The sequence below is a fragment of the Thalassotalea atypica genome, assembly GCF_030295975.1.
In the GTDB taxonomy this organism is placed as follows: Bacteria; Pseudomonadota; Gammaproteobacteria; order Enterobacterales; family Alteromonadaceae; genus Thalassotalea_F; species Thalassotalea_F atypica.
The window spans coordinates 1704133-1730456 of the sequence record NZ_AP027364.1; the positions used below are offsets into that span (position 1 = coordinate 1704133).

Consider the following 26324-nt stretch of genomic DNA (forward strand, 5'->3'; position numbering starts at 1 on the left):
GCACAAAGCTACTGTTCGCTCAGTATGGTGAGCAGTAAATATTAGATACCGAACGTTTCTTTCACTTTTACTTCAAAGGCTTCGTCAGAGAGCTCTTTACGTAAAGGGACAAATGTTGTCGCTTCGCTGCCTACAGGGACGGCAATAGCAGAATTTTCATCTTCTATAATCGATTTTACAGCATCAGCAATTGGTAGAGGGCTAGGGCCTTCATTGATCGCTTTAGCAACAATTGGAACAAAATGGGCAACCAGCTCTTTATAGGGTGAGTCATCGCTAGTTGTTGCAGCATTTGCTACAAGGCCTTTTTTAACAAAATTAGTGCCAAATAACCCTGATTGAACAGAATGAACACGCACATTATGCGGGGCGACTTCAAAACGAATAGAATCAACGAAGCCTTCAACGGCATACTTACTTGCATTGTAATGAGACAATAGTGGTAGCCCCATTTTTCCTAAGAATGAACTGATGTTGATAATGACACCTGCTTTTGCTTCGCGCATATAAGGAAGTACGGCTCTGGTCATTTTCATTAAGCCGAAAACATTCACATCAAACTGTTTAAAGATCTCTTCGTCAGTCGCTTCTTCAGCGGTCGAAACAAGTCCAAATCCGGCATTATTAACTAACACATCAATCTTGCTTTCTTTAGCGATAATTGACGTTACCGCTTTTTGCATTGATTCAGTATCAGAGACATCAAGATAAATATTGTTTACGCCTTGTATTTTGGGCGTTTCAAGACTCTTATCTCGCGTTCCTGCATAAACGGTATAACCATTTTCATTTAAAAAACGAGCGGTAATTTCGCCCATTCCAGAACTAGCACCAGTGATCAAAACAACTTTAGTCATAATATTTCCTAAGTAGTGATTTCATTAAGCAAATATTACCTTGGCGGACTAATTATTATTATAGGGTTTTGTCACTAAAGGGATTATTAAGTATCACAATGCGGAGCTTTTTAAGTCTTTAGGATATACGCCATATGCTTTATAAAATATTGAGCTAAAGTGCCCTTGATGTTTGTAGCCAATTTCATGTGCAATATCGGCAACACTCATGATGTTTTCTCGCAAAAGCAGGTTAGCTCTTTCTAAACGAAGCTTTTGAATATAAGCGTAAATGGTGGTTTTATGGACTTTTTTAAAAGATTTTTTTAACTTGAAGTCATTAGTAGCACATAACCTTGCCAGCTCTTTAAGAGAAGGCGGATTGCAATAGTGTTGAAGGATGATATTTTTAGCCCTTGCAGCTATTTCAACTTCCTCTTCGGTGTGCACGCTCGGATCAAGTATATCAAGTAATGAAAATCGGTGGATGATGTACTCAATGGCGCGATGCTCACTGATAATACTATTCATCTTCTCATTGTGTTTAGCTTTAATGATTTTATCGATAAGATAAAGGCTAAGCGCGTCGGTCGGTGTCTCATTGATTAGCTCAAGGCTAACTTCAGTTTGCAGCTTCTCATATAAAAAGTTGATCGGTTCGTCGGTATTGTCACTTAAGTACCTTTTAATGAAAAAGTCACCGATAAAGAGAATGAATATCTCGGATTTTTCTGAGTGTTCAATGGTTATTTCTAAATCTTGCCGAGAAGAACCAAATAAGTATGTGTTGTCCCTATTTAACTTGACGTCCTTTTGGGCAATATTGTCTTTTACTAAGCATGCACCTTGGCGCACAGAGACGATAAAGTTCATGCGATCGAGGTTTTTCAGGCGTAGTACTTTGTTTTCAGTCATATTAAGTGAAATATCAAAAAAGACTAAACCATTTGAGATATCAACACGATAGATATGCTGATTACAATGTTTGTACAGTTCAGTAAGTTTATAACATCTATCAGTAATATTAAAAAAGAAGCTATCCATGTAAGCTATAGTACTCCCTGACTCTACGTTCGAAATCTTCGTCAGACAGTTCTCGTCGCATGGGGATAAACTTTCTGGCTTTATCTCCTATCGTCGCTCTTGCGGGGAACGTTTTATCTTCGATGATCTTAATAATAAGATCTGCCGCTTCGGTAGCATCATTTCCTTCGTTTATTTGCTCCAAAATATTTGGGACTAAATTATCGGTTAAGGCGGAGTACGGGCTGCTTTTTGCCATAGTTGATGAATTAACAACTAAATTACCTTTGGAGAAGTTAGTGCTAAAAAAACCCGGCATGATCGAGTGTACCCTGATATTAAAAGGGCTTAACTCGTATCTAAGTGAATCAGTTACACCTTCAACCGCATACTTACTTGAGTTGTAAAAGGTGAATAGGGGCAGTCCTATTTTGCCAAGGAAGGAACTGATGTTGATGATCACGCCTTTGCTTTGGTTTCTCATTAAAGGCGTAACCGCTTTACACAAGCGAAAAAGACTGAATACATTGATATTAAATTGTTGGTACATTTGTTCTTCCGTGACGTCTTCAACCGCTGATACTAGCGCATAGCCTGCGTTGTTAACGAGAACATCTATCGTGCCTTGTTCATCAATTATGCGTTTAATGACCTTATCAATACTTTGATTATCGGTGATATCAAGGGCGACAACATGTAAGTTTTCTAAAGTGATTGAAAATTTTGAGGGCTCTCTAGTGCCAGCATAAACAATATAGTCCTCTTGCACGAGTCTTAACGCAGTTATTCTACCGATACCGGAGCTTGCACCTGTAATTAGCACGACTTTTGCCATGAGAGCTTTTCCTTTGAAGATCGTAATATTGCTTTGTTAAACGTTTAATGATGAGCCTTAAACATCTGCCGGAACAAAAAAGGAGCCACATGAGCTCCCTCTTAATTAACTCCGTTTAAAGGAGTATGGCTTAATAAATGAAACTTAGTGACTGGTGCCTTTTTCGTAATTTATTTTATTAAACACATTATATTTTCCTGATGGTTTTTTCATTGGTAATCGCTTTATCTCTTCCAGTGTATTAGCGTTATATACAATGATCGCACCGTCATTATCCCAAATACTTAAAATAACGTACTTTCCATCTTTGGTGAATTCCACATGTGCTGCAGTTTTCCCTGGGGCAGGAGCGAGGGTTTTCACTATTTCTAATGTTTCTTTATTAATGACGTGTACTTTTTCTTTGTTTGGACCAAAAAATACATCTACCCACGCGTAAGGTGAATTAGAATGGCTGCGCATAAAGAAACCGGGGCCTTCGGTTTTAATTTCTTTAATTACATTCCAATTTTCCATATCAATCACAGATACGCGGCCATCTTTAATGTTAGGAGAAGCAAATATAGTTTTACCTTGATAATCCCATGTAATCCCTGAGCCTAAGTGTGGCATACCGGCCATCTCGATAGTGGCAACTTTCTTTTTGGTATCTAAATTAATTACTTGACCATTTTGACTATCGCGAGAAGCACCTATCAAGTTGATGTACTCAGGGTCAAAGAAAAAGTCATCCAGATAATCTGCGGTACGAATACGTCGAATAGGGAAGGCATCTTCAATTTTCCAGTTTTCTAATTCCCCTTCGCCGCCGTCTTTACGGTAATCATGTGCCCAACCTTTGAACACTTCAACACCACCTTTATCACTGTATGGGATTTCCCATACCTCTTTAACGTCTTTTAAGGCCACTATAAAGCTATGACGAGGTGGTGCGTTGTATACCGCACTGACACGTGAACTAACGCCTTGTGAGTCAATTGTTTCAACTGTTTTTATTGGAGTTAAGTCTTTAGTATCTAGAATAACCACATTGTGCGGCAAGTAATTACCCACAATAGCGTATTTACCGTCTGAAGAAATGGCTAGATTTCGAGTATTAATCCCAGCCCTGATTTCCGAAACAACTTTTAGGTTGTATATATCGTATTTGCTGATCCATCCATCCCTTGAGGCGAAGTAAACATAGCGGCCATCAGGTGAATATTTAGGACCACCATGCAAGGCAAAACGAGTCTTAAATCGTGTGATTGGCTCAAATGTATCACCATTGAGTACAGTTGCCGAATGATCGCCAAGTTCGACAACAATAAACAAGTTCATCAAGTCGGCATCAAAAACAGGCGTGTTACCCAACTTACTTTGGTCAAAATGTTGAACCTGAGAATCTTTCATATCCGCCATGCTCCACTTTGGAAGCTCTTTCGCTGGCGTATAGATATAGTCAATAAGCGTATTGATTTCACTATCATTCAATGTTTTTACAAAACTAGGCATCTGCGTTGCCGCTCGGCCATGTTTAATGACATTTACCGCTTTATTTTTTCTTAATCGAGAAAGGTTTTCAGGGAAAAGAGCTGGACCCATTGCGCCCATGCGCTCTATGCCATGACATGTTTGGCAATGTGTTTCGTAGAGCTTTTCAGCTTTCGCTATAGTACTATCCGCTGCTTGTAAATTGGCAGAAAAAGCAAAGCTTGTTGCCAACGTTAGTGCAAAAGATACACCTTTAAAGACGGGTAGGTTAACTACCGCCATCAAAATTTTTGACTTCATTTAAGTGCCTTAATGTCTTAATTCCAAAGATTAAGCCGTCTTAATTTGGATTTCGCTAGCTTGGACGTAATCATTTGCATCGAAAAAGCCCGGTGTTTTCAGGTTTTTGTCAGTCAATTGATTCACTACATCACCAATTACGATAAGGGTAGGTGGCGTGATGTTATGCTTTTCTACTAATTCAGCCAAGTTACCAATAGTACCACGATAGGTTTGCTGCTCGGGTTGTGTTCCTTTACGGATTAGTGCGGCAGGCGTATCTGCTTCTCGGCCGTGCTTTATTAACTGTTCGGTAATTTTAGGTAAGGTATTAATGCCCATATAAAACACCACGGTTTGCGCCTTACTAGATAAGCTTTCCCATGGTAAGTTTAGCTGACCATTATTTTGCATGTGACCTGTTATGAAGGTACAACCTTGAGCAACACCGCGATGAGTTAGCGGTATGCCAGAATATGTTGTACAGCCAGAAGCCGCCGTAATTCCGGGGCAAACGTGACAGCTTACGCCACGTTCTAGCATGAATTCTGCTTCTTCACCACCACGCCCAAAGATAAATGGATCACCGCCTTTTAGTCGTAGGACTTTTTTACCCATTTTGGCATGGTCTACGAGAAGTTGGTTGATCTTGTCTTGTGGTACACAGTGTTTCGCTTGCTCTTTACCAACATAGTATTTTTCACAATTTTCAGGCAGCAATTCCAGTATCTCTTCGCTAACTAAACGATCGTAAATAGCTATTTCTGCTTGTTCAATAAACCTTACTGCTCGTATGGTGAGTAATTCTGCGTCACCAGGACCTGAGCCAACTAAAGCAACTTCTCCAGCGTTAAGACAAGACTTTCCATAAGACTTTATTTTTGCGCTGCTAATCGATAGTGGTGAGGTTGTCATATATTTTCCTTTAATTTGTCTTATCTATACTTGTACAACGGAAATTTCTTCGGCTACTTGACTGGCAATGCCAATCTCATGATCTTCCAAGTAGCAACCAGGATCTTCTGACCATGCATCTTTGGTTTGGGCAAACGCTCTGGTTCTAGTATTGCCACCACAGATGTTCAAGTACTGGCATTTAGCACAGCGACCTTTGACAGGTCTTGGCGATTGTCTAAACCCTAGCATTAGTGGATCTTGAGTATTTCGCCAAACGTCTGAAAATTTTTCAGTTTTGACATTGCCAATTGGGTGGTTCCACCAGTATGTATCAGGATGAATGGTTCCTGTATTGTCAATGTTTGCAACATTTACGCCACTGGCGTTTCCGCCCCAATTTATTAGGCGTTGGCGTAGGTTTTCAATACGCTCTGGGTATTTGTCACCAAACTTTTTCTGTGCCCACTGCAGCAAAAAAGGACCGTCTGCGTCGTTATTTCCTGTGACAAAATCGGTTTCTATTCCTTTTGAAATATGCGACCAAGCTCGTTCGTAAAGCATCTCCATTGCGTCTTTGGTCATTTTAAATACTGCATCATTTTCTGCGTTTCGTTTTCCACGACCGGAATAATTTAAGTGTGATAAATAGAATTTATCGACATTATTTTCTTCCATTAAGTTCAACATCGCAGGTAAGTCAGCAAAATTATCCTGTGTTAAACAAAGTCGCATGCCCACTTTAATCCCTGCCTCTTTGCACAGTTTTAGGGCATGCATTGATTGTTTAAAGCTACCTTTTTGTTGACGGAATTCATCGTGGAACTCTTCCAAACCATCAATACTAATTCCAACATATTGGTAGTCTGCAGCCTTTATTTTCTCAATATTTGATTCGTCAATGAGCGTACCATTAGTTGATAGTGCGACATAGAAACCTTTTGATTTAGCATATGCCGTAATTTCAAAAATATCTGGGCGCATTAATGGCTCACCGCCAGATAAGATTAGTACAGGGACATGGGCAACTTTCAGGTCATCAATCGTTGCTTTAATCTGCTCTGTCGTCAGTTCATCCTTAAAATCAATATCAAGGGACGTTGAGTAACAGTGCTTACAGCGGAGGTTACAACGGCGAATTAAGTTCCAGATCACGACAGGTCCAGGCATTTTGTGTGCCTTGCCTGGAGGTAAATCATCGTGAAAGGTTTTAAGTAATTGTGAGATCCTAAACATAATCTACTATGCCTTCTCTGTTGAATTTCGTTTAAGACGCAATCCGGTCTTTTTTAATATTTGGGTGCTGGTTAACATGTCATATGGTTTGAAGAGTGTTTTTTGCTCATCATCATGAAAACGTTCAACCAGTACATCAGTCAGTAATTTTTTAATTTGGCTACGTTGTTGCTCGATTTCATCAGGAGATTTCCCGTGTACCATGGCAAACAAATTGAAATTCCAGCTTGGTAATTTTCGTGGACGTAAATAACAGTGACTGACAAAAGGAAGTTTGCCGACTGCATCACCAAACGTAGTGGCATGTTCATCAGCAATATCCCATACGGTCATGCCATTATAAGTGTAGCCCAACTTATAATGGTTAGGGACTGCAGCGATTCGACGAACAATGCCATTTTCTAAGAATTTTTCAGTTAACTCATAAACTTGTTCTACTGATATTTTTAACTGTTCAGCAATCCAATGGTAGGGTCTAGCTACAATAGGTAAACCATTTTGAGTTAGCAGCACATATTCACGCTCTATAGGCGTAAGTGCATTAGACTGGGAGGTAGAGACCGACATAAAATTCCTCTAATTTAGGTGCGTTTAGAACTTCAAGCCCAGTCATATTTTCTATCTCTTCGATGACTTGATAAATTTCTTGTTGAGACTCCGTTGCGATAACAAACCACATGTTGTATTGATGAGTTCGTCGGTAGTTATGAGCAATTTGCTCAAAACTGTTCACTTGTGCTGTAACTGCTTCAAATCTCTCGTCAGGCACAGCAAGTGCCGCCAGCGTAAATGCCCCACCTAAGCAGGCTGCATCAAACATAGGACCAAATCGACTCAACACTTTACTTTCTAGCAATTGATTTAAGTGAGTAATGACTTCTTCTTCTGTAGAGTTTAACTCATTGGCGATAACTTCAAATGGACGCTCACATACTGGCAAGCCATGTTGCAAGAGGTTAATCAGTCCTTTATCTAACGGCGTTAACTCGACAACTTCATGCGTTCTTTTACGGTCTGTTTGTTCGTCTATTTTTGTTTTTGCAGAGGCTTCGATCATGATTTTTGCCCATTTTTACCGTAACGAGCACCATTTTGTTTATAAGCTTTATAGCTAAATAATACGTCTTTTTGTACGTCTTCAAGGGCTAACTCATTGGTGATTTTATCGATTTGACCCAAGACCAAATCTCGATCTGTACCATGGATCATGCAAAATAGATTATAGGGCCAGTCAGGCAATCGGCGAGGGCGGCGATAACATAGTGAAACTTCATCATAGAGTGATAATTTACTTGCGACTTTTTCTACGTCGGCGTCTGCAATATTCCATACCACCATTGCGTTTGCGGTATAGCCAAGTTGTCTATGTTTGACCACTATGCCAAAGCGTTTTATTAATCCACTCTCTTGCCACATAGCTACTTGCTCTAATACTTGCTGCTCTGTTGCATCTATTTGCTTTGCAATAGCTAAATAAGGTTGAGCCACTTGCGGTAACCCTTGCTCGATTATGGCTCTTAGCTTAACTTGCTGCTGCTCGGTGAGAGAGCAATACGGTACTTGTCCGAGAACGTGGGCTTTGGCATCAATAGGTCGTAAGCTCGTCATACTAATGTTCCTTCATCTTTGACTGTTGAAAATCAATATTAAAACCAAGATCAATGTGATAGGCCGCTTCCATCGGCAGTACCAAAACAGGTAATCCAGTTAAAAGCTCTATTTCCATTAACGTATATTCTAGTGCTACAGCATCATTTGCTGTAACGACAAACCAAAGGTTGTACTCATGTTCACGCGCATAATTATGGTTAACTTGTTCGAACTGGTTAACAATGCCCGCCACTTTATCCAGTTGAGCTGGCGGTACTGCAATTGCGGCTAGAGTACTTGCGCCTGCTTTTTTATGACAAAACACTGGTCCTAATCGTGACAATATGTTTTTGTCTTTTAAATCTTTAATAGCTGAAATAACGTCATCTTCAGTACTATTTAGCGCTGTTGCCACTACTTGATAGGGGCGAGAACAAACAGGGAAGCCTTTTTGATAGCTATTGATAATTTGTTGCTGCAATAGTGAAAGTGTCATAGTTACAGACCTATTTGATGCGCACGGTTGGTGAAGAAAATACCACTTGGACTTTTTGAAGGTATTGTTTTCAGTAATGTTTGTGTTTTCGTGTCATACACATGCACTTCATTGCTGTCTCGAACTGACATCCAAACATGCTCGCCACGCGGCGTAAACTCCATATGCAAGACCGCAGGACCAGGTTGCAGCGTATTTACTTTTTCAAAAGTTTCGGTGTTAAATATTTGAATGGTATTGTTATCAGGAAAAGCAAAGTTCACCCATATCTGACGATTATCTGGTTGTGCCATCACGAAAATAGGTTGGCTGTGAGCTTGAATTTCAGCGACTTGTTGCCATGTTTTCGTATCAATAACGAGTACTTTATGCTGACCAACCGCAGGGACAAAAGCATGATCTCCTGCAATGGCCCAGCCTTCTAAATGTGGCATCTTATAAACAGGTAATTTTTTGTCGCCTTTGCCATAGTCTTTTAATATATGACGCATGCCTTTTTCTGGGTGCCATAAATCAAGTAATGCCATGCCATCTTCGCCAAACAAACCGGCAATATAGTAACGACCATCAGGACTGATTAGGGCATCATAAGGAAATAATCCGATATCTGTATATTTGGTAATCTCAACTTTTTTACCGGAAAAATCGGCTACCCATGTTTCATGACTGTCAAACAAGCTAAAGACAAACTTATTGTCGGGAGCATCGACTAATCCGACAACCTTGGAGCGGTAGGGTAGGCCATCTTTGGTTAAACCTTTACTCGGTACTATTGTCGCTTTGATATCTGCAACAAGCTCTAAGGTGTCGCTGTTGAAGACTTTTACACCACCTGGTGTATAGTTGGAAACGGCGACTAATTTACCGTCTTGGCTGATGGCGCCGCCAATACTGTTACCTGATTGGATTATGCGACGGTCAATTTTATCTTTGAGCAAATCAACTTTAGTTAAACCACCATCGCGGCCAAAAACATAGGCAAATCGTTCATCGCGAGAATATACAATTGATGCGTGGGATAAATCACCTAAACCATCAATTTCACTGATTTGTTGCTTGTGGCTATGATTAACAATTTGAACTTGTCCAGAAGCACGTTCAATAATCACGCCTAAATCACCTGTAGGTCTATAGGTGGTATTGTTCGATGAAGTGTCATTGGTATTTGAAGAACAAGCTATTAGAGTCGACCCTAGCAATAGCGCTAGTAAAACTCGAGCACGGCTATTTTTCATCAATAGTTCCTTTTTGTAATTGTAAACTAATCCATTCGGCTTCTTTTACTGTCAATATCGTTTTCCATGGTGGCATTGCTGTCCCGGGACGGCCGTGTAAAATTGTGTTTTGAATGAAAAGAAGTGGTTTGTCTCTTAAATTTTCTGTTAGTAGGGATGGCCCTAAACCGCCTTTGAGAGTCATACCGTGACAAGAGCCACAATCTTGTTTAACCAGATGAACTAAATCAGATTTTCTTTGTTCAGTTAGTGTCTTCTCTTGTTCTGTTGCACTACTGGAAAATCCTGTGACCAAAGGAGATACACACAAAAAAAACATGAAGAGTTTTTGTTTCAAGTTCATCTTTTCTCCATTAAAACGAAGCATCAAATAATGGTCTGTACCATATCATGATAGTAGGCACTCAAATGTTGTCAAAGATCATACTTTGCTGGATTTAGGTGAGGTTTTTTTGATTTAAATCGGATTTTTGACAATTTGTTAGTTGTTGTATTGATTTAAATTCGATTGACTACGGTTAAGTTGATGTAATTTAAAGGTTTAGTGCGAAATAAGTGGGCAGAATATTATTCGGTTGTTGTCGACGGTAGTTATTGTTTACTACTTGAAGATAAGGCTGGAGCGTAGGCTAACATTATGTAAAACCTACGTTTTATGTCTCTTTCTACTTGATGCCTTTGCTATTAAGGTGCTCAGTATATTCTTGATCGGTACCTTGGATATGATTGATCAGCCAATTCGTTAGAAATGTGCTTATTTCATTCATTGAGTCATGGCCTTGTTCGTTATATAGCTCGACAAATTTACCCACTTGTTCAATCATCACAACATGTTGCTTCTTATGATTCTCTAAATCTGGGTACTGTGCATTAGCCATTAACTCTTCTTCTCGTTGGAAGTGATGTTTGGTGTAGTTGACTAAGTCATTCAATGCTTCACGTTCGTATTCTTCGCTCATGGCATAATCATATGCTGTTGTAAATTGATTGAGTAAACTGATAAGTTTTTTGTGATCGTTATCTAAAACATCTACACCAACGGAATATTCTTCCTTCCATAACATTTCTTTGTTGGAAGCAGCTTTTTTGTAAAGTGTCGAAATAAGTAAAAGTACAACAATTAAAATCCAAGACACAGGATTAGTGATACTCGACAGGAATCCTAAGAAAATGGTCACAATAATAAGCCCAATTACTGCAGCATAAATTAAAGACTTAGTTCTGTTATTCATTGATATTACCCCTAAAAAATATATGGTTATTCTGCTTGCTTAACTTCAGTATGTCACTACATCTTAAAGTTATTTTGCTAAACCTTAAGTGGTTTAGGTGTATTTGTTGACCTCGATCAATATGTACAACCCTTCAATGATACTTTTGTTTTTAAACTTGATCTGTATCAGTTATTTCATCAGCAAATTACAGGATAGTAGTAAATAACAAATACGCGCTCATTTTTTACACAATGTAATATCTGGTTTTATAGTGCATTAATTGAAATCAAGTATATATTTAAGTATGAAATTTGAACGGCGGTTAACACTATTTTTTTGTTAAAGCATTGAAATATAAAATTAAAATCTATGATCGTAGTATGATTTTTAGATTTGTAAAAAACCGAAAATTACATCTGGAGATGAACCGATGAAAACAATGAAACAAGGCCTTTCAGTTTTAGGTATAGCAATAGGTATGGCGGCAAGTGGAATAAGCATGTCAGTATCTGCCGCAGAACCAACATTGTCTGAAGCTGACTTTGAAAAAGCACAATTACATTACTTCCAACGCTGTGCTGGTTGTCATGGTGTTTTACGTAAAGGTGCAACAGGTAAAAACCTTGAGCCAAAAGCAATGCTTAAAAAAGGCCAAAAGCGTTTAGAGAAAATTATTTCTCTAGGTACTGAAGGTGGTATGAACAACTTTGATGATTTATTCAGCAAAGAAGAAATTGCTAACTTAGCAACGTTCATCCAAATGACTCCTCCAGTTCCACCAGAAATGTCGCTAGAGCAAATGCGCTCTCACACTAAAGAATTTGTTGCTCTTAAAGATTATCCAACTAAACCATTACACGGTTTAAACTGGAAAAACTTCTTCGTTGTAATTGAGCGTGATGCCGGTAAAGCTGCAATCGTTGATGGCGACACTAAGAAAATTATCACACATATCGATACAGGTTACGCGGTACACGTAATCAAAGGTACTGAGCATCATAAGAAAGACCACGCCAAAGATGTTGGTCGTTTCTGGTACACCATTGGTCGTGACGGTAAAGTTAACAAGATCGATTTATGGCAAACACCTGATAAAATGTTAGTTGCTGAAACTAAAATGGCATATGACGCACGTGATATCGCTGTTTCAGGAGACGGAAAATACGTAATTGCTGGTGGGTACTGGCCTGCGCATTTCGTTATCATGGATGCTGAAACGTTAAATCCATTAAAAGTTGTTTCAACTCGCGGTTATAATACAAAAGGTGAGTTCATTAATGAAGCACGTGTAGCTGCAATTTACACGGCACCAAATGAGTCTGCTTTCATCGTTGCAGTTAAAGAAACAGGTAAAATGTTACAAGTTGACTACTCTGATTTAGACAACTTAACAATTACTGCAATTGAATCAGCTGAATTTTTACATGATGGTTTCTTCGACCCTTCAGGTCGCTTCTTCCAAATCGCTGCTAACGCATCGAACAAAATGGTAGTAGTTGATACTAAAGACGGTCAATTAGAAGCTATGATTGACGTAGATAGCTTACCTCACCCAGGTCCTGGTGCTAACTGGATTGATAAGAAATGTGGTCCTGTTGGCGGCACAACTCACTTAGGTACTGGTCTTATTTCAGTATGGGGTAATGATCCAATCAACCACCCTGACCATGCTTGGAAACTATGTTATGAAGTTGAAACAGATGGTGCAGGTGCATTCATCCGTACTCACGAAACTTCACAATATGTTTGGGCTGATCAGCTGAAACACCCAGAGCCAGAAGTACAACAATCAGTACAAGTTATTGATAAAGATACTCACGAAATCGTTAAAACTATCCGTGTAACTGAAGAAGAAGGTAAAGCCGCTCTTCATATGGAATTCAATGACGACGGTACAGAGGTTTGGGTTTCAGTTTGGAACCGTACAGATAACAAGAACCCAACAGGTGAAATCGTTGTATATGATGCCAAAACTCTTAAAGAGAAGCACCGTATCAAAGGCTTAACTACGCCAACTGGTAAGTTCAACGTTTATAACCGTATGAATCACAAAACTTAGTCGATAAATGATTTATTGATTATGCGAGCATAGCAACAGCTATGCTCGCGCGTATTCGCAAACATCGTACGAGTTCATTATGGTAAATAATAGTAAGTCTGAAACCCCAAGCTTTTGGTCACGCCGATTAATTCTTGGCACTACCGTAGCGGGTGCTGTCGTATTTTTCATTGTAGGTATCATCTTTTGGGGTGGTTTCAACACAGCAATGGAGGCGACCAATACAACCGAATTTTGTATTAACTGTCACGAGATGAAAGATAATGTATATCAAGAGTATACACCTACAATTCACTATTCTAACCGCACGGGTGTAAGGGCTGGTTGCCCTGATTGTCACGTACCGCGTCCGTGGGTACATAAAGTTGTCCGTAAGATCCAAGCATCCTATGAGGTGTATGGCTGGTTAACAGGTAAACTAGATACAAAAGAAAAATTCAATGAACATCGTTTTACCATGGCAAAGAGCGTATGGAAAGCGATGAAAACTACCGATTCAAGAGAATGTCGTAACTGTCATAATTTCGAATCCATGAACCCAGAATTTCAAAAGCCACGTGCTCGTAAACAACACTTAAATGCATTTGAAACAGGACAAACCTGTATTGATTGTCACAAAGGTATTGCGCATCATGGGGTGAGAGATCAGTTGACGGAAGAAGAGCTAGAAGAAATTGAAGCGCCTAATCCTGATTATATTCGTGAAGTACCTCAATTGTACAAAGATGGTTTAGCTAGGGTAGAAGCAAAAGAAGCGGCTGAAAAAGCGAAATTGAAAGAGCAAAAAGCGGCTGAGAAAGCGAAAGTTAAAGCGCAGATAGAAAAAGCTGTCGCAGAGGCAACAAGCAAAATGTCAGTAGGTGCTCCATTAGAAGCAGCTCCTAAAATAAGTGATAAAGGTGCAAAATCTGCGTCGAATATTGACATTGATTGGACTAATGCAAGTGCCGTTGATATTAGTGTTTTCTACCCTGGTACTGCTTCAATCGAGTGGATCTTAGGACGAAATCACGGTGGTAAACGTGCATTCTCAAAAGGTGATCGCTGTACAGAATGTCATAGCGAAGAAATTGCAGATATTGGTAATTTAATCGCCTCAGGTGAAAGTGAGAAAATTGAAGATCCAGCATTAATACCTGGTAAACGTGGTAGTTTTGATGTCGCTATAAACGCGACTCATGATAGCGAAAATCTTTACTTGAAATTTAGCTGGTCTGAAGGTGAGCATGCACCAGCACCATTTGTTGATGGCGGTAAAATGGATCCTGAAAACTCCATGAAACTTGCGTTCATGATCGCTACAGATGAAGTTGAATATGCTGACAGAGCAGGCTGCTGGGGAACCTGTCACGCTGACGCGAATGGTATGCCTTTTGAGCCGACTAAAGAGACACTATTAGGCTCTGACTTGGCTAAACGTTTAGACTTTAATGCAGGATTAACCAAATATGTTAAAGAGTCTCGTACTGAACTAGAGCTAAAAGGCCGACGTGGTAAAGCACTTGGTGGCTGGGATAAGCTGAAAAGTGAAGACGAAATCAAAACTGCTGAAGACGCAAATCAGTTCATGGATCTTGTTCGTTATAAGGCTGGTACTGGTGAGGTTGAAGACGGTATTATCTTAGCTGAGCGCAAAATGCATGGCGGACAAGGTGCTGAATTTGCGGCGACATTAAGCGATGGTATTTGGTCTGTTGTTATTAAACGCAAACTGAAATCTGATAAATCAGGTGATGTAAGCATTGAAGCAGGTAAGGTTTACAACTTTGGCTTCGCAATACATGATGATTACACTAGTGGTCGTTATCACCATGTATCATTTGGCTATAAATTAGCATTAGACAATGCCGATGTAGAAATCAACGCAGTTAAGCTGTAGTACTTTCTACAACATATAAGGAAATGTAGAAAAAGGCTTTTTGTGAAAACAAGAGGCCTTTTTTATTGGCCTGCTGTTAATACATAAGAATTGCCTGGGGCAATTAATAGCGCCTTTACAATGCAATGCTTCATTGGACATTTAGACTAGAAGAAGACAATTTGACATGATGAAGTCATAATCATGTTGAGTGTTATTCGTCAATGAATTAGCCTAGGCAAACACTGAAAAATATATTATTTAAAGGAAGAGCAATAGGTATGAAAATAACATCAATTGTATTTTCATTGCTTTGTCTCGCTACTGCGCTCGTATCAAACACTATTATGGGCGCAGGTATGTGGTTTTGGGTGATTGTGATAATTGGTATAATTGTTTTCATTTCAGCATTCATTACTAAACTTAATATTGTAGGCGTGATTTTAGCTGGGCTACTTTCAATTGTGTCTGTTTGTGCTGTTTTATTGGGGCTTTTAGCAGCCACGATTGGCGGCTCATTCAAGCTTGGTCATCTTGAAGGGTTACTGCTTGTCTTATTTGCCCTAGTCGCAATTACGGGAGCAATAATAATCACTCTCAATAAGAAGCGTTTGCGTTCACAAAGAATGTTTAATGCTTAATTTTAACGAACGTAAAAAGGAATAATTGTTCATGCGTGTCTTGATGATATTAGTTTTAACTTTAAGCTTTTCTGGAACATTATTTGCCAAAGAAGTTGTAGTAGAGATTTTAAAGAAAAAATACATTCCTGCCCACGTCACTATTGAAGTAGGTGATACCGTGGTATGGAAAAATGTGGAGAAGCGTCAATACCACAATGTGTGGTTTAAACAATTTGATAAAGAAGAACCGGATTATTTTTTCCCTGACGAAACTTATCAGAGAACATTTGACAGTGCAGGGGAGTTTCCTTATGAATGCGGGCCACACCCTAAAATGAAAGGCATGGTCACAGTAAAAGGCAAGTAGCCTGATTAGCGAAAATAATGCGGATTTACTGTCTAAAACAATAATCCGTGAGAGCCTGCAGCAGCACCTAAAACAGTGAAAATACTCAACGTTAATAGAACTTTATGCATGACATGGATTTTGTTAAACGTGGCGCGGCTTTTAAGCTCTGCTTGCTTTTTAAACCAGCGATGCAAAAACAGGGGTTCAAGTACAAATAACACGATAGTGAAAACTAACCATATCAATACCATTGCATGAAGCCACCAGTACTGAAATAGATAAAAACGATACCAACCGTCCATGTAATCTAGCATGAAAAAACCACTAGCCCCTGCCAATAATGATACGACTTTGGCTTGAACTGCAAATTTTCCTTCTAATAGTTCAAATAAATCCATGCGCTTTGATTGATCAATCTGTGTTTTGAGTGCAGGAATGAGAATTGTAGTGACAAACGCAACACCCCCTATCCATATCACAATGGCAAATATATGGAGTGTACGAGCCAAAATAAATACGTCATGTTTATCCATAAATTACTCAAAACTATTGAACTTGGTACATACTAATATGGTATCTATTTATTTGAAAATAGATAATTTTTCATCGCTAAACTGCGTTTATCTGGGTAAAGGTTGATCGGAATCAAACAAGCTTTAATGCGGCTTGCGACAGGTAATTTAAGAGAGTATTTTAGCTGCTGCTTAACCTAAATTTGACGAAAAAGAATACTATGATTGATAAAAATATTAATGCGCATGACTCGGACTCATCGTTGTTTTATCAAGAGCAGTCGAACGAAGTTTCACTTTTCGAATATGCTTTTGGACATGAATTACCCGTACTCATAAAAGGCCCTACAGGCTGTGGTAAAACTCGCTTTGTTGCGCACATGGCGCAAAAGTTAAATAAGCCGCTTTACACCGTCGCATGTCATGACGATTTGACCGCGGCCGACCTAGTTGGTCGGCATTTGATCGGTCCAGACGGTACATATTGGCAAGACGGCCCGTTAACTAAAGCGGTTCGTGAAGGTGGTATATGCTATCTAGATGAAGTTGTTGAAGCGCGTAAAGATACTACTGTTGTATTGCATCCACTAGCCGATGATAGACGCGTATTACCGTTAGAACGTACAGGTGAGCTAATTGAGGCGGCGCCAGGTTTTATGTTGGTGGTTTCTTACAATCCCGGCTATCAAAATCTATTAAAAGGAATGAAACCCAGTACTCGTCAACGTTTCGTTGCTTTACGTTTTGATTATCCATCAGCAGAACTAGAACAAGAAATATTAATTAAAGAAGCCGGTGCAGATCCTCATTTAGCCTTTAAGTTGGTGGAATTAGCACAAGCACTAAGGCGTTTAGAGCAAAATGATTTAGACGAAGTGGCTTCTACGCGGTTGCTTATTTACGCAGCAAAGATGATTTCTAGTGGCATGAACCCAATGGATGTATGTCGCTGTTGTTTGGCTGAGCCGTTATCGGACGACCCAGAAACAGTAAATGCATTAATGGATGTTGCTAAAATATACTTTGATGAGTGAGTCAATGACGTACTCGTTAGCGTCTAACAACGCTGTAATGAGTAACGATAAAAAACTACCTGGTGATTTGGCCATGTGGTTTTTTATCTTAGCTGAACTTACCGTTTTCGCCATATTTTTTATTGCTTTCGCTGTCACAGAACAATTCAATAGTGAGATGTTTGTAGCGGGTAAAGCTCAGCTCCATACCGTGTCAGGTTTAATAAATACTATTGCATTGATCACAAGCAGTTATTTTGTAGCGTTGTCTTTAGTTGCGGTTTCAAACGGGAATAGTAGAAAAACAGTTGTCTTACTCGTACTTGGTATGTTGGCCGCCGGTGTCTACATGGTGGTGAAACTTTGGGAATATAGCCAGCTATTTTCTCTGGGTATTGACCTAGAAACTAACACCTTTTTCACTCTATATTTCTTGATAACGGCTTTTCATTTTCTTCACGTCGTGCTTGGCATTGTAATATTGATGTTTATCGCAGTTAAAGTGTCGAAAGGTGGTTATAGCTTGTCTATTTCAGGTTATGAAGCTGGTGCTAGTTATTGGCATATGGTTGATTTAGTGTGGATTATTTTATTTCCTCTAATTTACGTTATTTAGTGGGGTGACCTGTAATGTTAACAACAACAAAAATCTCACTGAGTTGGTCTTGGTTAATCATATTAACATTGGTATCGGTTGGCCTTGGCCGTTTCCTTGAGGAACCCGCAATATTTGTACTTTCCGTCTTATTTATTGTGTTCCTCAAAGGCCAGCAAATAGTTGATAAATTTATGGAATTGGAGCATGCGCCTCGTATCTGGCGAGTTGCATTTTTGTGCTATGTTTTTATTTTGCCGGGTGTTATTTCGTTAATTTATATTTTATAGTGAGATGAGTGAGCAATATTATTTTATAAGGAGATTATGAATGAGTAAGTCTGAGCAACACCAGCGCTCTGCTGTAATTTATCAATCACTGTATTTAATGAATTTGCTACTTATCCCCGGCATTGCGTTTATCATCTTGCTATGGTTTTTCAAAAAAGAGTATCAGCAACTTGGTTGGCAAAGAATTCACTTATATCGTTCAGTGCAATTAACTTTTCTGGCCGGTTTCTTCATTATAATCATTCCGTTATTGGTTGTTTTTTCAGCAAAACAATTTGAAGCTTCTATACTTGTTATGGTTGTTTATTTTGTGTCCATACATGCCGGTTTTGTAATGTTAGGCATGTTAAACATTGCAAGGGCTATGGCGAGAAAGCTACCGATTTTTTGATATAGAGTAAAATTGATAAAATATTTAACGTATTGTTATCTCTATCAATAGAAACTTGATTTCCATCAAATCCTAGTAAAACACTCAGGTATATCATAGCTAAGCTTTATTTCTTAATAAGGGAAAAAAACCATGTCTGAGAGCTTTACTAAGGGGATGGCTCGAAATATTTATTATGGGGGAAGTATATTCTTCTTTCTAATATTTTTAGCTTTGACCTTTCACACTACCAAAGAGATGCCACAACGGGATCACCGAGAGAACATAACCGAAGCTGTAGAGCGCGGGAAAGAACTCTGGGAAGAAAATAACTGTATCGGTTGTCATTCATTAATTGGTGAAGGTGCTTATTTTGCGCCTGAATTAGCTAATGTGTATCAACGTCGAGGCGGGGAAGCTGGCTTTAAAATGTTTTTTAATGGTTGGATGAAAGCTCAACCGTTGAATATTCCTGGCCGTCGTCAAATGCCTAACTTCCATCTTACCGATCAAGAAATTGATGATTTAGCAGAGTTTTTGAAGTGGACTTCAGAAATGGATGCTAACGGTTGGCCACCAAATATTGAAGGGTAGTGCAATGAGTACATTAAAATATCAATCACAAGCGGTCGCAAAACCTTACTTCATTTTTGCAATGCTATTATTTGCAGGTCAAATATTATTTGGCTTAATTATGGGATTACAATACGTAGTTGGCGATTTCTTGGCTGGCGCAATTCCATTTAACGTGGCACGTATGGTCCACACTAACTTACTAATTGTATGGTTATTGTTTGGCTTTATGGGTGCTGCTTATTACCTAGTTCCTGAAGAAGCCGAAACAGAGCTACATAGCCCTAAGTTGGCTATTGCGTTGTTTTGGATATTCGCAGCAGCAGGTACATTAACCATTTTAGGTTACTTACTGGTTCCATACTCTACGTTAGCGCACATTACCGGTAATGACATATTACCAACGATGGGCCGTGAATTCTTAGAGCAACCCACCATCACTAAAATTGGTATTGTGGTTGTTTGTTTAGGCTTCCTATTCAATTTAGGTATGACTATTCTTAAAGGTCGAAAAACAGTTATTAACCTTGTGTTATTGACCGGTCTTGTAGGCCTTGCGGTATTCTTCTTATTCGCTTTCTATAACCCAACAAACTTGGCACTAGATAAGTACTTTTGGTGGTTCGTTGTTCACTTATGGGTAGAAGGTGTTTGGGAATTAATCATGGGCGCTATCTTGGCTTATGTATTAATCAAAATTACTGGTGTTGACCGTGAAGTAATTGAAAAATGGTTGTATGTCATTATTGCTATGGCGTTGATCACGGGTATCTTAGGTACAGGTCACCATTTCTACTGGTTAATGACACCTGAATATTGGCAGTGGGTTGGTTCTATCTTCTCTGCACTAGAGCCGTTACCTTTCTTTGCTATGGTATTGTACGCGTTTAACATGGTTAACCGTCGTCGTCGTGAACACCCTAATAAAGCCGCTACTTTGTGGGCATTAGGCACAGCTGTTATGGCATTCTTAGGTGCTGGTGTTTGGGGCTTCTTACACACGTTGGCTCCTGTAAACTTTTACACACATGGCTCTCAGATAACTGCGGCTCACGGTCACATGGCATTCTACGGTGCTTATGCAATGATCGTGATGACAATTATCTCTTACGCAATGCCTAAAATTCGTGGTATTGGTGAAGCTAATTGCAACCGTGCGCAAGTATGGGAAATGTGGGGGTTCTGGTTAATGACCGTTGCCATGGTATTTATCACCTTGTTCTTAACAGGTGCTGGTGTACTACAGGTATGGTTACAACGTTTACCAGAGTCAGGTGAAGCATTAAGCTTTATGGCAACACAAGATAAATTATCAATTTTCTACTGGATGCGTGAAGTGGCAGGTGTGTTCTTCTTATTAGGCTTACTTACTTACTTTGCTAGTTTCTTTATCAAAGAAAAAGCAGAAGCGTAGTCGGATAAAACATATCTAATGCAAACTAAAGCCGTGGCTTATACCGCGGCTTTTCTTTAACTTTTTAAATGAGAGTATTAAGTTGGATACAGAAGAAAAATATATGCCGCGTAAAGAAGGGCATAAAAGAGTATTGCAAAAAATATCAAAGGTAATAGCAATTATTTCAATCATTGTTGCAATTATCAGTGCATTATCTCTATTGACGATAGATGCTGATGATAAAGTGATGAGAGCAAGTATGGGAGCGCTGGCGTTTTTCTGTTTTACGGTCGGCATGGTGTTAAATGCCATAGCAAACACAAACCTACCTAACTTAAAAGTGGGTGATGACGACGGCTCAAAATAGCTAAACGAGAATCCCTGTTATTTGATACAAATCACAACATCTTATGTGACTTTTTGCTACGCTAAATATACGCAATTGAAGCAACGAATTAGTATGTAAAATGGAAGAATGGGTTGGTGAAATCTGGCACAAGTACATAACACGTAAAGCCAGTACAGATCATAAAGAAGCAAAGGTAGAATTTTCTGAAATCAGTAAGTCTGTCGGAGTTGTTTATCGTGCTTTAGGAGGAGACGCACTTAAACGTGTCGAGCCAGCCAGTGCGAGAGACTACCTAGTTCGAAAAACCTTTTTGCAAAAAATTGCCGCCGATAACACTCCAATAAGTTTAGCTTGGCAAGATGAAGAAAGTTTGCGCCTGCCTGAAAGCCTCGCTGTTTTTCCATCAACAGAGCTAAATAGAGACTTATATATATGGCTGGCTGTATTAGCTGCTCATCACCAAGGCTCTTTTAAACACTGGGCCATTGACAATCAACAGCTGGTTGTTGAGGTACTAGAAAAATTCCCATCACTAAGACCTCGCTATCAAAAGCTGGCCAAAGCATTTGTTGAACATCGAGCTGATCATTCAAAGCGTCCTGCTGATGAGCAATCAATGGAAAAAGCGATTTGCCAAGCGATAATCACACCTGGCTCTGTTACAGAGTTTCCTGTGGTTAACTATGCACCCCAAGCGGTGTACTTGTGGTTATACCCGTCAGCGCATGTTGATCCGCAATTGTTGTCAGAATATGGTGACTTTGAGGAGACAGAAGGCGAAGAAAATAAGTCCAACGCAAAAAAAAGCCAAAGTAGCCGTAAAAAGGCTGAGCGTGTTGATGCGGGCGACGGTAAAGACGGGATGATGATTTTTCGTCTTGAAAGTATGTTTTCTTGGAGTGAGTTTGTAAAACTCGATCGTGGTACTGATGATACCGATGAAGACGATGAAGAGAACCAACGCGTCATTGAGGATTTAGACACCATTACCTTGTCGCAACAACAAGAACAGAAAAGTGCTCGTGTAAAAATCGATTTGGATTTGCCTTCAGCGTCAGAAGACGATATTCCAATGGGAGAGGGGATTAAACTTCCTGAGTGGAATTACAAAATCCAGTCGTTAGAAGAAGATCGTTGCCTGCTGCAACCTATGCTACCTAAAGACAGTGGCCCTAAAAAGTTGCCTCATAAATTGCAGAAAACTGCAAAAGTTATCCAAGCACAGTTTGAACAATTGCGAAGTGTCAGGTATTGGCTAAAGGCCCAGCCACAAGGCGAAGAAATTGATTTATCTGCTTGGTTAGATTTTCATGTCGAAAGTAAGATATCAGCAACACAAGAAAGGGGATTGTTTAGGAGTTATCGTGGTAATAACCGTGATATTTCCAGCCTGTTGCTGGCGGATCTTTCAATGTCAACAGATTCATATTTAGACGACAATAATCGCGTAATTGATGTTGTTCAAGACAGTATGATGCTTTTTGGTGAAGCGCTAAACAGTGTCGGCGATAATTTTGCCATGTACGGTTTTTCATCGGTGAAGCGAAGTAATGTACGTTTTACCATGCTGAAGAATTTTAATGAGGCGTACACCGACCATGTTAGAGGGCGAATACAAGCAATACGCCCAGGGTTTTATACCCGCATGGGCGCTGCGATACGACAAGCAACTAAAGTGCTGTCTGAGCAACAAAACAGCCAAAAGTTGTTGCTGATTTTAACTGACGGTAAGCCAAATGATATTGATCATTATGAAGGTCGTTTCGGTATAGAAGATACTCATCAGGCGATCACTGAAGCCATCAAATTAGGAATCAAACCATTTTGTATTACTATTGATCAAGAAGCAGAAGAGTACCTACCATATTTGTTTGGTAGTGACGGCTACACGGTAATATTACGTCCTTCTCAGCTGCCAGTTAGATTACCGCAGTTATATCATCAATTGACGAGCCATTAATTATGCCAGACGAAAAAGTAAAATGTCTTTATTGCCAGACTGAAAATAATGTCTCTGAGCAATCTTGTACTAATTGTGGCATGCCGGTGCCAACAAAATCGCCTGAAAGTGCTAACACGCGGAGAGGTTTTTTTAAAAAATGGTACTGGTTAGTCTTTATTTTTTGTATTGTGATGATGTTCTATTTGCCACGATAATTAGCCGCTATAGTAAGAAAGGTACCTATTAAAATACTAAATATTGAAAAATCATTGCTATAAAACTTGCAGATTTGCAAAACTGTTCCAAGCTAAATGAAAGCCAGTCATAGAATAATTTGAATACGGTATGGCATTCAAATTATTCGCCATAAACCAAGGAGTTCATCATGAGAAATACTGTACCTGAAGTCATCTTTAAAACGCGAGTGAGAAATGAAGCGTTAGGCGGAGATAATCCGTTCGAGTGGAAAGACCTCTCCAGTGATGATGTGTTTGCCAATAAAAATGTTGTGCTGTTTTCACTTCCTGGCGCTTTTACGCCAACCTGTTCAACTTCTCATTTGCCTCGTTTTGAGGAGCTTTATTCTGAATTTCAAGCTCAAGGCGTAGATGCGGTAGTATGTTTATCAGTTAATGATGCGTTTGTGATGTATCAATGGGGGAAAGGCCAAAATGCAGATAACGTCTTTTTACTACCTGATGGAAATGGCGAGTTTACCCGAAAAATGGGTATGCTAGTTGATAAATCAAATTTAGGTTTTGGTATGCGCAGCTGGCGCTATTCAATGTACGTCGAAAAAGGCAATATCAAAAAAATGTTCATTGAAGACGATTATGCCGATAATTGCCCAACGGATCCGTTTGAGGTATCAGACGCTGATACTATGCTTAACTACTTAAAAGCACGATAAATTCTCAGTAACTTAAATAGACGAATGGCTTGCTTAAAGTCAGTTGTTCGTCTTTAATTCCTTATCGACTTCCATCAAAATAGCCAATGCCGCAAGTATTATTAATACATAGTGTTAATTCAACTCATCAATGCAGCATTCATCTTGCAAAAAAGAAATCACTGCCAACAACTTATCGTATTCCACCACACAGAATAACGTACGACCTTCACGACGTTGCTTAATCAGTCCAGCGGAAGCCAAACCTGAAATATGATGTGATAATGTTGACCCTGGAATAACTAATTCTTCTTGCACACTACCTACTGAAATACCTTGCTCACCGGCTTTAACAAGACGTTTAAATATGGCGAGTCGGGTAGGGTGGCCTAATTCTTTTAAAGCTTTTGCAATTATCTCTATATCCATAAAGTAACTCCAACTCTCTAGGAATAATAATATTTCGATATTACTAGAAATAAATTGACAGTGAAAGGTATTTCTATATAATTCGAAAAATCTAGAAATATCGAATTAAATTGTTTTGAGGTAATGATGACTTTTACTCAAGAAATGTTTTTTGAAGCATTAAACATGTTTGGCTTTTTATCCGTTGAACTCACGCTGCTTTATTTGTTGATCAGCTATTTTGTAGGTGTTCTACAGGAATACATTCCGCCAACAAAAATCCAAAATATACTCAGTAGCAAAAATGGCAAAGGGTATATCATTGCGGCTTTTTTGGGGGCTATAACGCCGTTTTGTTCGTGTTCAACAATTCCTTTTCTAAAAGGGCTGCTCAGAGCTAAAGCTGGCTTTGGCACGATGATGGTGTTTTTGTTCGCAAGCCCCTTATTAAACCCCGTAATTATTGGCCTATTTGCAGTGACTTTTGGTCTGCAGGTTACGATGTTTTATTTTAGCATTGCCATGGGCGTATCTGTGATCGCGGGTTACTTATTGGAAAAACTGGGTTTTGAAAAATATATTAAGGCTCAAGCCTATATTGAACCTGAAACTACTAGCTGTTCGCCTGGTTGCAAAGGAAAAGAAAAGCCTGTCAGCAAATGGGTTAGAATTTGGCGAAGTACTTGGTCTGATTTTAAAAAAGTACTCCCTTATTTATTTGGCGGTATTGCTTTGGGATCCATGATTTATGGCTTTATGCCGACGGAGCTTGTTGCGCAAGTCGCCAGTGAAAATAATCCATTTGCTGTGCCCGTGGCGGCAGTTATTGGTATACCGTTATACATAAGAGCGGAAGCGGTTATTCCTTTGAGCGCTGCATTGGTAACAAAAGGAATGGGCTTGGGCGCGGTTATGGCGCTAATTATTGGTAGCGCAGGTGCAAGTTTAACAGAAGTGATATTGTTAAAGTCTCTCTTTAAAAACCCAATGATTATTGCATTTTTAGCGGTTATCTTGTCGATGGCCATAGGTGCGGGCTATTTATATTCCTACCTATTTTAGTCAAAATTTTAACGTGAACTTATATAGCTTTTGCTCTATTGAGTAAGAGCTTTTTAATTATTTCATTCAATGGAATATAAAATTTTTTGACTCATACAAATTTCTGAATAAAACGACATGAAAGTCAGTTAAAATATCAGGCAGAATTAATCTCACCCATTTTTCAATGTATGCGCCTAGATAAATTTGTGTGTAAGAGCACCGCTTTAATAAAATCAGAAGCCATAGCGCTCATCAATGCTGGCAAGGTGTTGGTCAACGGCGAGGCCTTTTTATCTGAGTCAGCTCAAGTGCATGAGAATAATGAAATTTTACTTGATGGAAAGCGATTAATTGCACGACCGTTTCGTTATTTATTGATGAACAAAAAAGTAAACACTATTTGTTCGAACGTCGATGAACTTTATCCCTCATTATTTAATGATGTTTCTATTGATAAAGTGTCAGAGCTGCACATTGCTGGTCGCTTAGATGCTGATACCACAGGGTTGGTATTAATTACCGATGATGGACGTTGGTCATACAATATTATAACGCCAAGCTGTAAATGCCCGAAAGTGTATCGTGTTGATTTATCGCGTCCTATTGCTGACGATACGGCAGAAAAATTTAAGCAAGGGTTGCAGCTTCAAGGTGAACAAGAACTCACTTTACCTGCTAGCCTTTCTGTGATCAGCCCTCAACGGGTTTTATTGACAATTACGGAAGGGAAGTTCCATCAAGTAAAGCGCATGTTTGCCGCGGTTGGTAACAAAGTAACCGCACTTCATCGAGAGCAAATAGGGAGCGTTGTCTTAGATGTCGCACCTGGGCAGTGGCGCTATCTTTCAGCAGTAGAGATTCAATCGTTTTATCCACCAGCCAAAAAACAGAGTATTTTGGGGAACAGTAGTTAATGCCCATGCAAATCTATAATCAAATGGAT

The 26324-nt window shown here is 39.3% G+C and carries 29 protein-coding genes and 1 pseudogene; 15 read left to right on the top strand and 15 right to left on the bottom strand.

Annotation, left to right across the window (positions count from 1 at the left end):
* Nucleotides 1-41: 41 nt before the first annotated feature.
* The 13 genes from QUE03_RS07835 to QUE03_RS07895 all read right to left on the bottom strand — a co-directional run bounded on the left by QUE03_RS07835 (nucleotide 42) and on the right by QUE03_RS07895 (nucleotide 11129).
* Entirely contained in the window at nucleotides 42-857 is an 816-nt protein-coding gene (locus QUE03_RS07835) for an SDR family oxidoreductase (protein ID WP_286266831.1), read from the bottom strand.
* 93 nt (nucleotides 858-950) lie between these two features.
* Entirely contained in the window at nucleotides 951-1880 is a 930-nt protein-coding gene (locus QUE03_RS07840) for a helix-turn-helix transcriptional regulator (protein ID WP_286266832.1), read from the bottom strand.
* Nucleotides 1873-2694: an SDR family oxidoreductase gene (locus QUE03_RS07845; protein ID WP_286266833.1), complete on the bottom strand. Its 822-nt coding sequence runs from the start codon at nucleotides 2692-2694 to the stop codon at nucleotides 1873-1875. Before QUE03_RS07845 ends, QUE03_RS07840 begins: the two co-directional genes overlap by 8 nt.
* A gap of 144 nt (nucleotides 2695-2838) precedes the next feature.
* Nucleotides 2839-4467, bottom strand: coding sequence for a nitrite reductase (locus QUE03_RS07850; RefSeq protein ID WP_286266834.1), 1629 nt, complete (start codon nucleotides 4465-4467; stop codon nucleotides 2839-2841).
* A 30-nt stretch (nucleotides 4468-4497) separates the two neighbouring features.
* On the bottom strand, nucleotides 4498-5361 hold the full coding sequence (gene cobA, locus QUE03_RS07855; protein ID WP_286266835.1) for a uroporphyrinogen-III C-methyltransferase: 864 nt from the start codon (nucleotides 5359-5361) through the stop codon (nucleotides 4498-4500).
* 24 nt (nucleotides 5362-5385) lie between these two features.
* On the bottom strand, nucleotides 5386-6576 hold the full coding sequence (gene nirJ, locus QUE03_RS07860) for a heme d1 biosynthesis radical SAM protein NirJ (RefSeq protein ID WP_286266836.1): 1191 nt from the start codon (nucleotides 6574-6576) through the stop codon (nucleotides 5386-5388).
* A gap of 6 nt (nucleotides 6577-6582) precedes the next feature.
* Nucleotides 6583-7143: a siroheme decarboxylase subunit beta gene (gene ahbB, locus QUE03_RS07865; protein ID WP_286266837.1), complete on the bottom strand. Its 561-nt coding sequence runs from the start codon at nucleotides 7141-7143 to the stop codon at nucleotides 6583-6585.
* On the bottom strand, nucleotides 7118-7633 hold the full coding sequence (locus tag QUE03_RS07870; protein WP_286266838.1) for an Lrp/AsnC family transcriptional regulator: 516 nt from the start codon (nucleotides 7631-7633) through the stop codon (nucleotides 7118-7120). The genes ahbB (QUE03_RS07865) and QUE03_RS07870 overlap by 26 nt, the downstream gene beginning before the upstream one ends.
* Entirely contained in the window at nucleotides 7630-8184 is a 555-nt protein-coding gene (gene ahbB, locus QUE03_RS07875) for a siroheme decarboxylase subunit beta (RefSeq protein WP_286266839.1), read from the bottom strand. The genes QUE03_RS07870 and ahbB (QUE03_RS07875) overlap by 4 nt, the downstream gene beginning before the upstream one ends.
* A gap of 1 nt (nucleotide 8185) precedes the next feature.
* Nucleotides 8186-8662: an Lrp/AsnC family transcriptional regulator gene (locus QUE03_RS07880; RefSeq protein ID WP_286266840.1), complete on the bottom strand. Its 477-nt coding sequence runs from the start codon at nucleotides 8660-8662 to the stop codon at nucleotides 8186-8188.
* A gap of 2 nt (nucleotides 8663-8664) precedes the next feature.
* Nucleotides 8665-9897 (bottom strand): cytochrome D1 domain-containing protein, encoded by a 1233-nt coding sequence (locus QUE03_RS07885; RefSeq protein WP_286266841.1) that lies wholly within the window; start codon nucleotides 9895-9897, stop codon nucleotides 8665-8667.
* Nucleotides 9887-10240: a c-type cytochrome gene (locus tag QUE03_RS07890; protein ID WP_286266843.1), complete on the bottom strand. Its 354-nt coding sequence runs from the start codon at nucleotides 10238-10240 to the stop codon at nucleotides 9887-9889. The genes QUE03_RS07885 and QUE03_RS07890 overlap by 11 nt, the downstream gene beginning before the upstream one ends.
* A 322-nt stretch (nucleotides 10241-10562) precedes the next feature.
* Nucleotides 10563-11129, bottom strand: a complete 567-nt coding sequence (locus tag QUE03_RS07895; RefSeq protein WP_286266845.1) for a bacteriohemerythrin — start codon at nucleotides 11127-11129, stop codon at nucleotides 10563-10565.
* A 412-nt stretch (nucleotides 11130-11541) separates the two neighbouring features.
* Here QUE03_RS07895 and QUE03_RS07900 point away from each other — a divergent pair, with 412 nt between their 5' ends.
* From QUE03_RS07900 to QUE03_RS07915, 4 genes are all read left to right on the top strand, one after another.
* The gene (locus QUE03_RS07900; protein WP_286266847.1) at nucleotides 11542-13170 is read left to right on the top strand and encodes a cytochrome D1 domain-containing protein; all 1629 of its coding nucleotides are present in this window, start codon (nucleotides 11542-11544) and stop codon (nucleotides 13168-13170) included.
* A 79-nt stretch (nucleotides 13171-13249) separates the two neighbouring features.
* On the top strand, nucleotides 13250-15049 hold the full coding sequence (locus tag QUE03_RS07905) for a NapC/NirT family cytochrome c (protein ID WP_286266849.1): 1800 nt from the start codon (nucleotides 13250-13252) through the stop codon (nucleotides 15047-15049).
* Between the two features lie 260 nt (nucleotides 15050-15309).
* Entirely contained in the window at nucleotides 15310-15669 is a 360-nt protein-coding gene (locus tag QUE03_RS07910) for a hypothetical protein (protein ID WP_286266851.1), read from the top strand.
* A gap of 31 nt (nucleotides 15670-15700) precedes the next feature.
* A complete protein-coding gene (locus tag QUE03_RS07915) occupies nucleotides 15701-16018 on the top strand; it encodes a cupredoxin domain-containing protein (RefSeq protein ID WP_286266853.1) in 318 nt (105 codons plus the stop codon).
* Between the two features lie 32 nt (nucleotides 16019-16050).
* Here the strand turns inward: QUE03_RS07915 and QUE03_RS07920 are convergent, their stop codons facing one another.
* The gene (locus QUE03_RS07920; protein ID WP_286266855.1) at nucleotides 16051-16533 is read right to left on the bottom strand and encodes a hypothetical protein; all 483 of its coding nucleotides are present in this window, start codon (nucleotides 16531-16533) and stop codon (nucleotides 16051-16053) included.
* Nucleotides 16534-16733: 200 nt separating this feature from the next.
* On the opposite strand from QUE03_RS07920, the gene QUE03_RS07925 reads away from it, so the two are divergent.
* The 9 genes and pseudogenes from QUE03_RS07925 to QUE03_RS07965 form a co-directional block, all read left to right on the top strand.
* Nucleotides 16734-17546, top strand: a complete 813-nt coding sequence (locus QUE03_RS07925; RefSeq protein WP_286266857.1) for a CbbQ/NirQ/NorQ/GpvN family protein — start codon at nucleotides 16734-16736, stop codon at nucleotides 17544-17546.
* 4 nt (nucleotides 17547-17550) lie between these two features.
* Nucleotides 17551-18141 carry a cytochrome c oxidase subunit 3 family protein gene (locus QUE03_RS07930; protein ID WP_286266859.1) on the top strand — a complete coding sequence of 197 codons (591 nt, stop codon included), beginning with the start codon at nucleotides 17551-17553 and terminating at the stop codon, nucleotides 18139-18141.
* 14 nt (nucleotides 18142-18155) lie between these two features.
* Nucleotides 18156-18410 (top strand): cytochrome C oxidase subunit IV family protein, encoded by a 255-nt coding sequence (locus QUE03_RS07935; RefSeq protein WP_286266861.1) that lies wholly within the window; start codon nucleotides 18156-18158, stop codon nucleotides 18408-18410.
* Between the two features lie 40 nt (nucleotides 18411-18450).
* Nucleotides 18451-18801: a hypothetical protein gene (locus tag QUE03_RS07940; protein ID WP_286266863.1), complete on the top strand. Its 351-nt coding sequence runs from the start codon at nucleotides 18451-18453 to the stop codon at nucleotides 18799-18801.
* A gap of 132 nt (nucleotides 18802-18933) precedes the next feature.
* A complete protein-coding gene (locus tag QUE03_RS07945) occupies nucleotides 18934-19374 on the top strand; it encodes a c-type cytochrome (protein ID WP_286266864.1) in 441 nt (146 codons plus the stop codon).
* A 4-nt stretch (nucleotides 19375-19378) separates the two neighbouring features.
* Complete coding sequence (locus QUE03_RS07950) at nucleotides 19379-20767, top strand: cbb3-type cytochrome c oxidase subunit I (RefSeq protein ID WP_286266866.1); 1389 nt, start codon at nucleotides 19379-19381, stop codon at nucleotides 20765-20767.
* 82 nt (nucleotides 20768-20849) lie between these two features.
* The gene (locus tag QUE03_RS07955; protein WP_286266868.1) at nucleotides 20850-21116 is read left to right on the top strand and encodes a hypothetical protein; all 267 of its coding nucleotides are present in this window, start codon (nucleotides 20850-20852) and stop codon (nucleotides 21114-21116) included.
* Nucleotides 21117-21216: 100 nt separating this feature from the next.
* Nucleotides 21217-23058, top strand: a complete 1842-nt coding sequence (locus QUE03_RS07960) for a nitric oxide reductase activation protein NorD (protein ID WP_286266873.1) — start codon at nucleotides 21217-21219, stop codon at nucleotides 23056-23058.
* A gap of 367 nt (nucleotides 23059-23425) precedes the next feature.
* Nucleotides 23426-23938 (top strand): annotated as a pseudogene (locus tag QUE03_RS07965) (peroxiredoxin); the annotation flags it as partial.
* 126 nt (nucleotides 23939-24064) lie between these two features.
* Here the strand turns inward: QUE03_RS07965 and QUE03_RS07970 are convergent.
* The gene (locus QUE03_RS07970) at nucleotides 24065-24358 is read right to left on the bottom strand and encodes an ArsR/SmtB family transcription factor (RefSeq protein WP_286266875.1); all 294 of its coding nucleotides are present in this window, start codon (nucleotides 24356-24358) and stop codon (nucleotides 24065-24067) included.
* Nucleotides 24359-24481: 123 nt separating this feature from the next.
* Between QUE03_RS07970 and QUE03_RS07975 the strand changes: the two genes are divergently transcribed.
* Both QUE03_RS07975 and QUE03_RS07980 read left to right on the top strand, forming a co-directional pair.
* Entirely contained in the window at nucleotides 24482-25399 is a 918-nt protein-coding gene (locus tag QUE03_RS07975) for a permease (RefSeq protein WP_286266877.1), read from the top strand.
* Between the two features lie 170 nt (nucleotides 25400-25569).
* On the top strand, nucleotides 25570-26295 hold the full coding sequence (locus QUE03_RS07980) for a pseudouridine synthase (RefSeq protein WP_286266879.1): 726 nt from the start codon (nucleotides 25570-25572) through the stop codon (nucleotides 26293-26295).
* The last annotated feature ends 29 nt before the right edge of the window (nucleotides 26296-26324 follow it).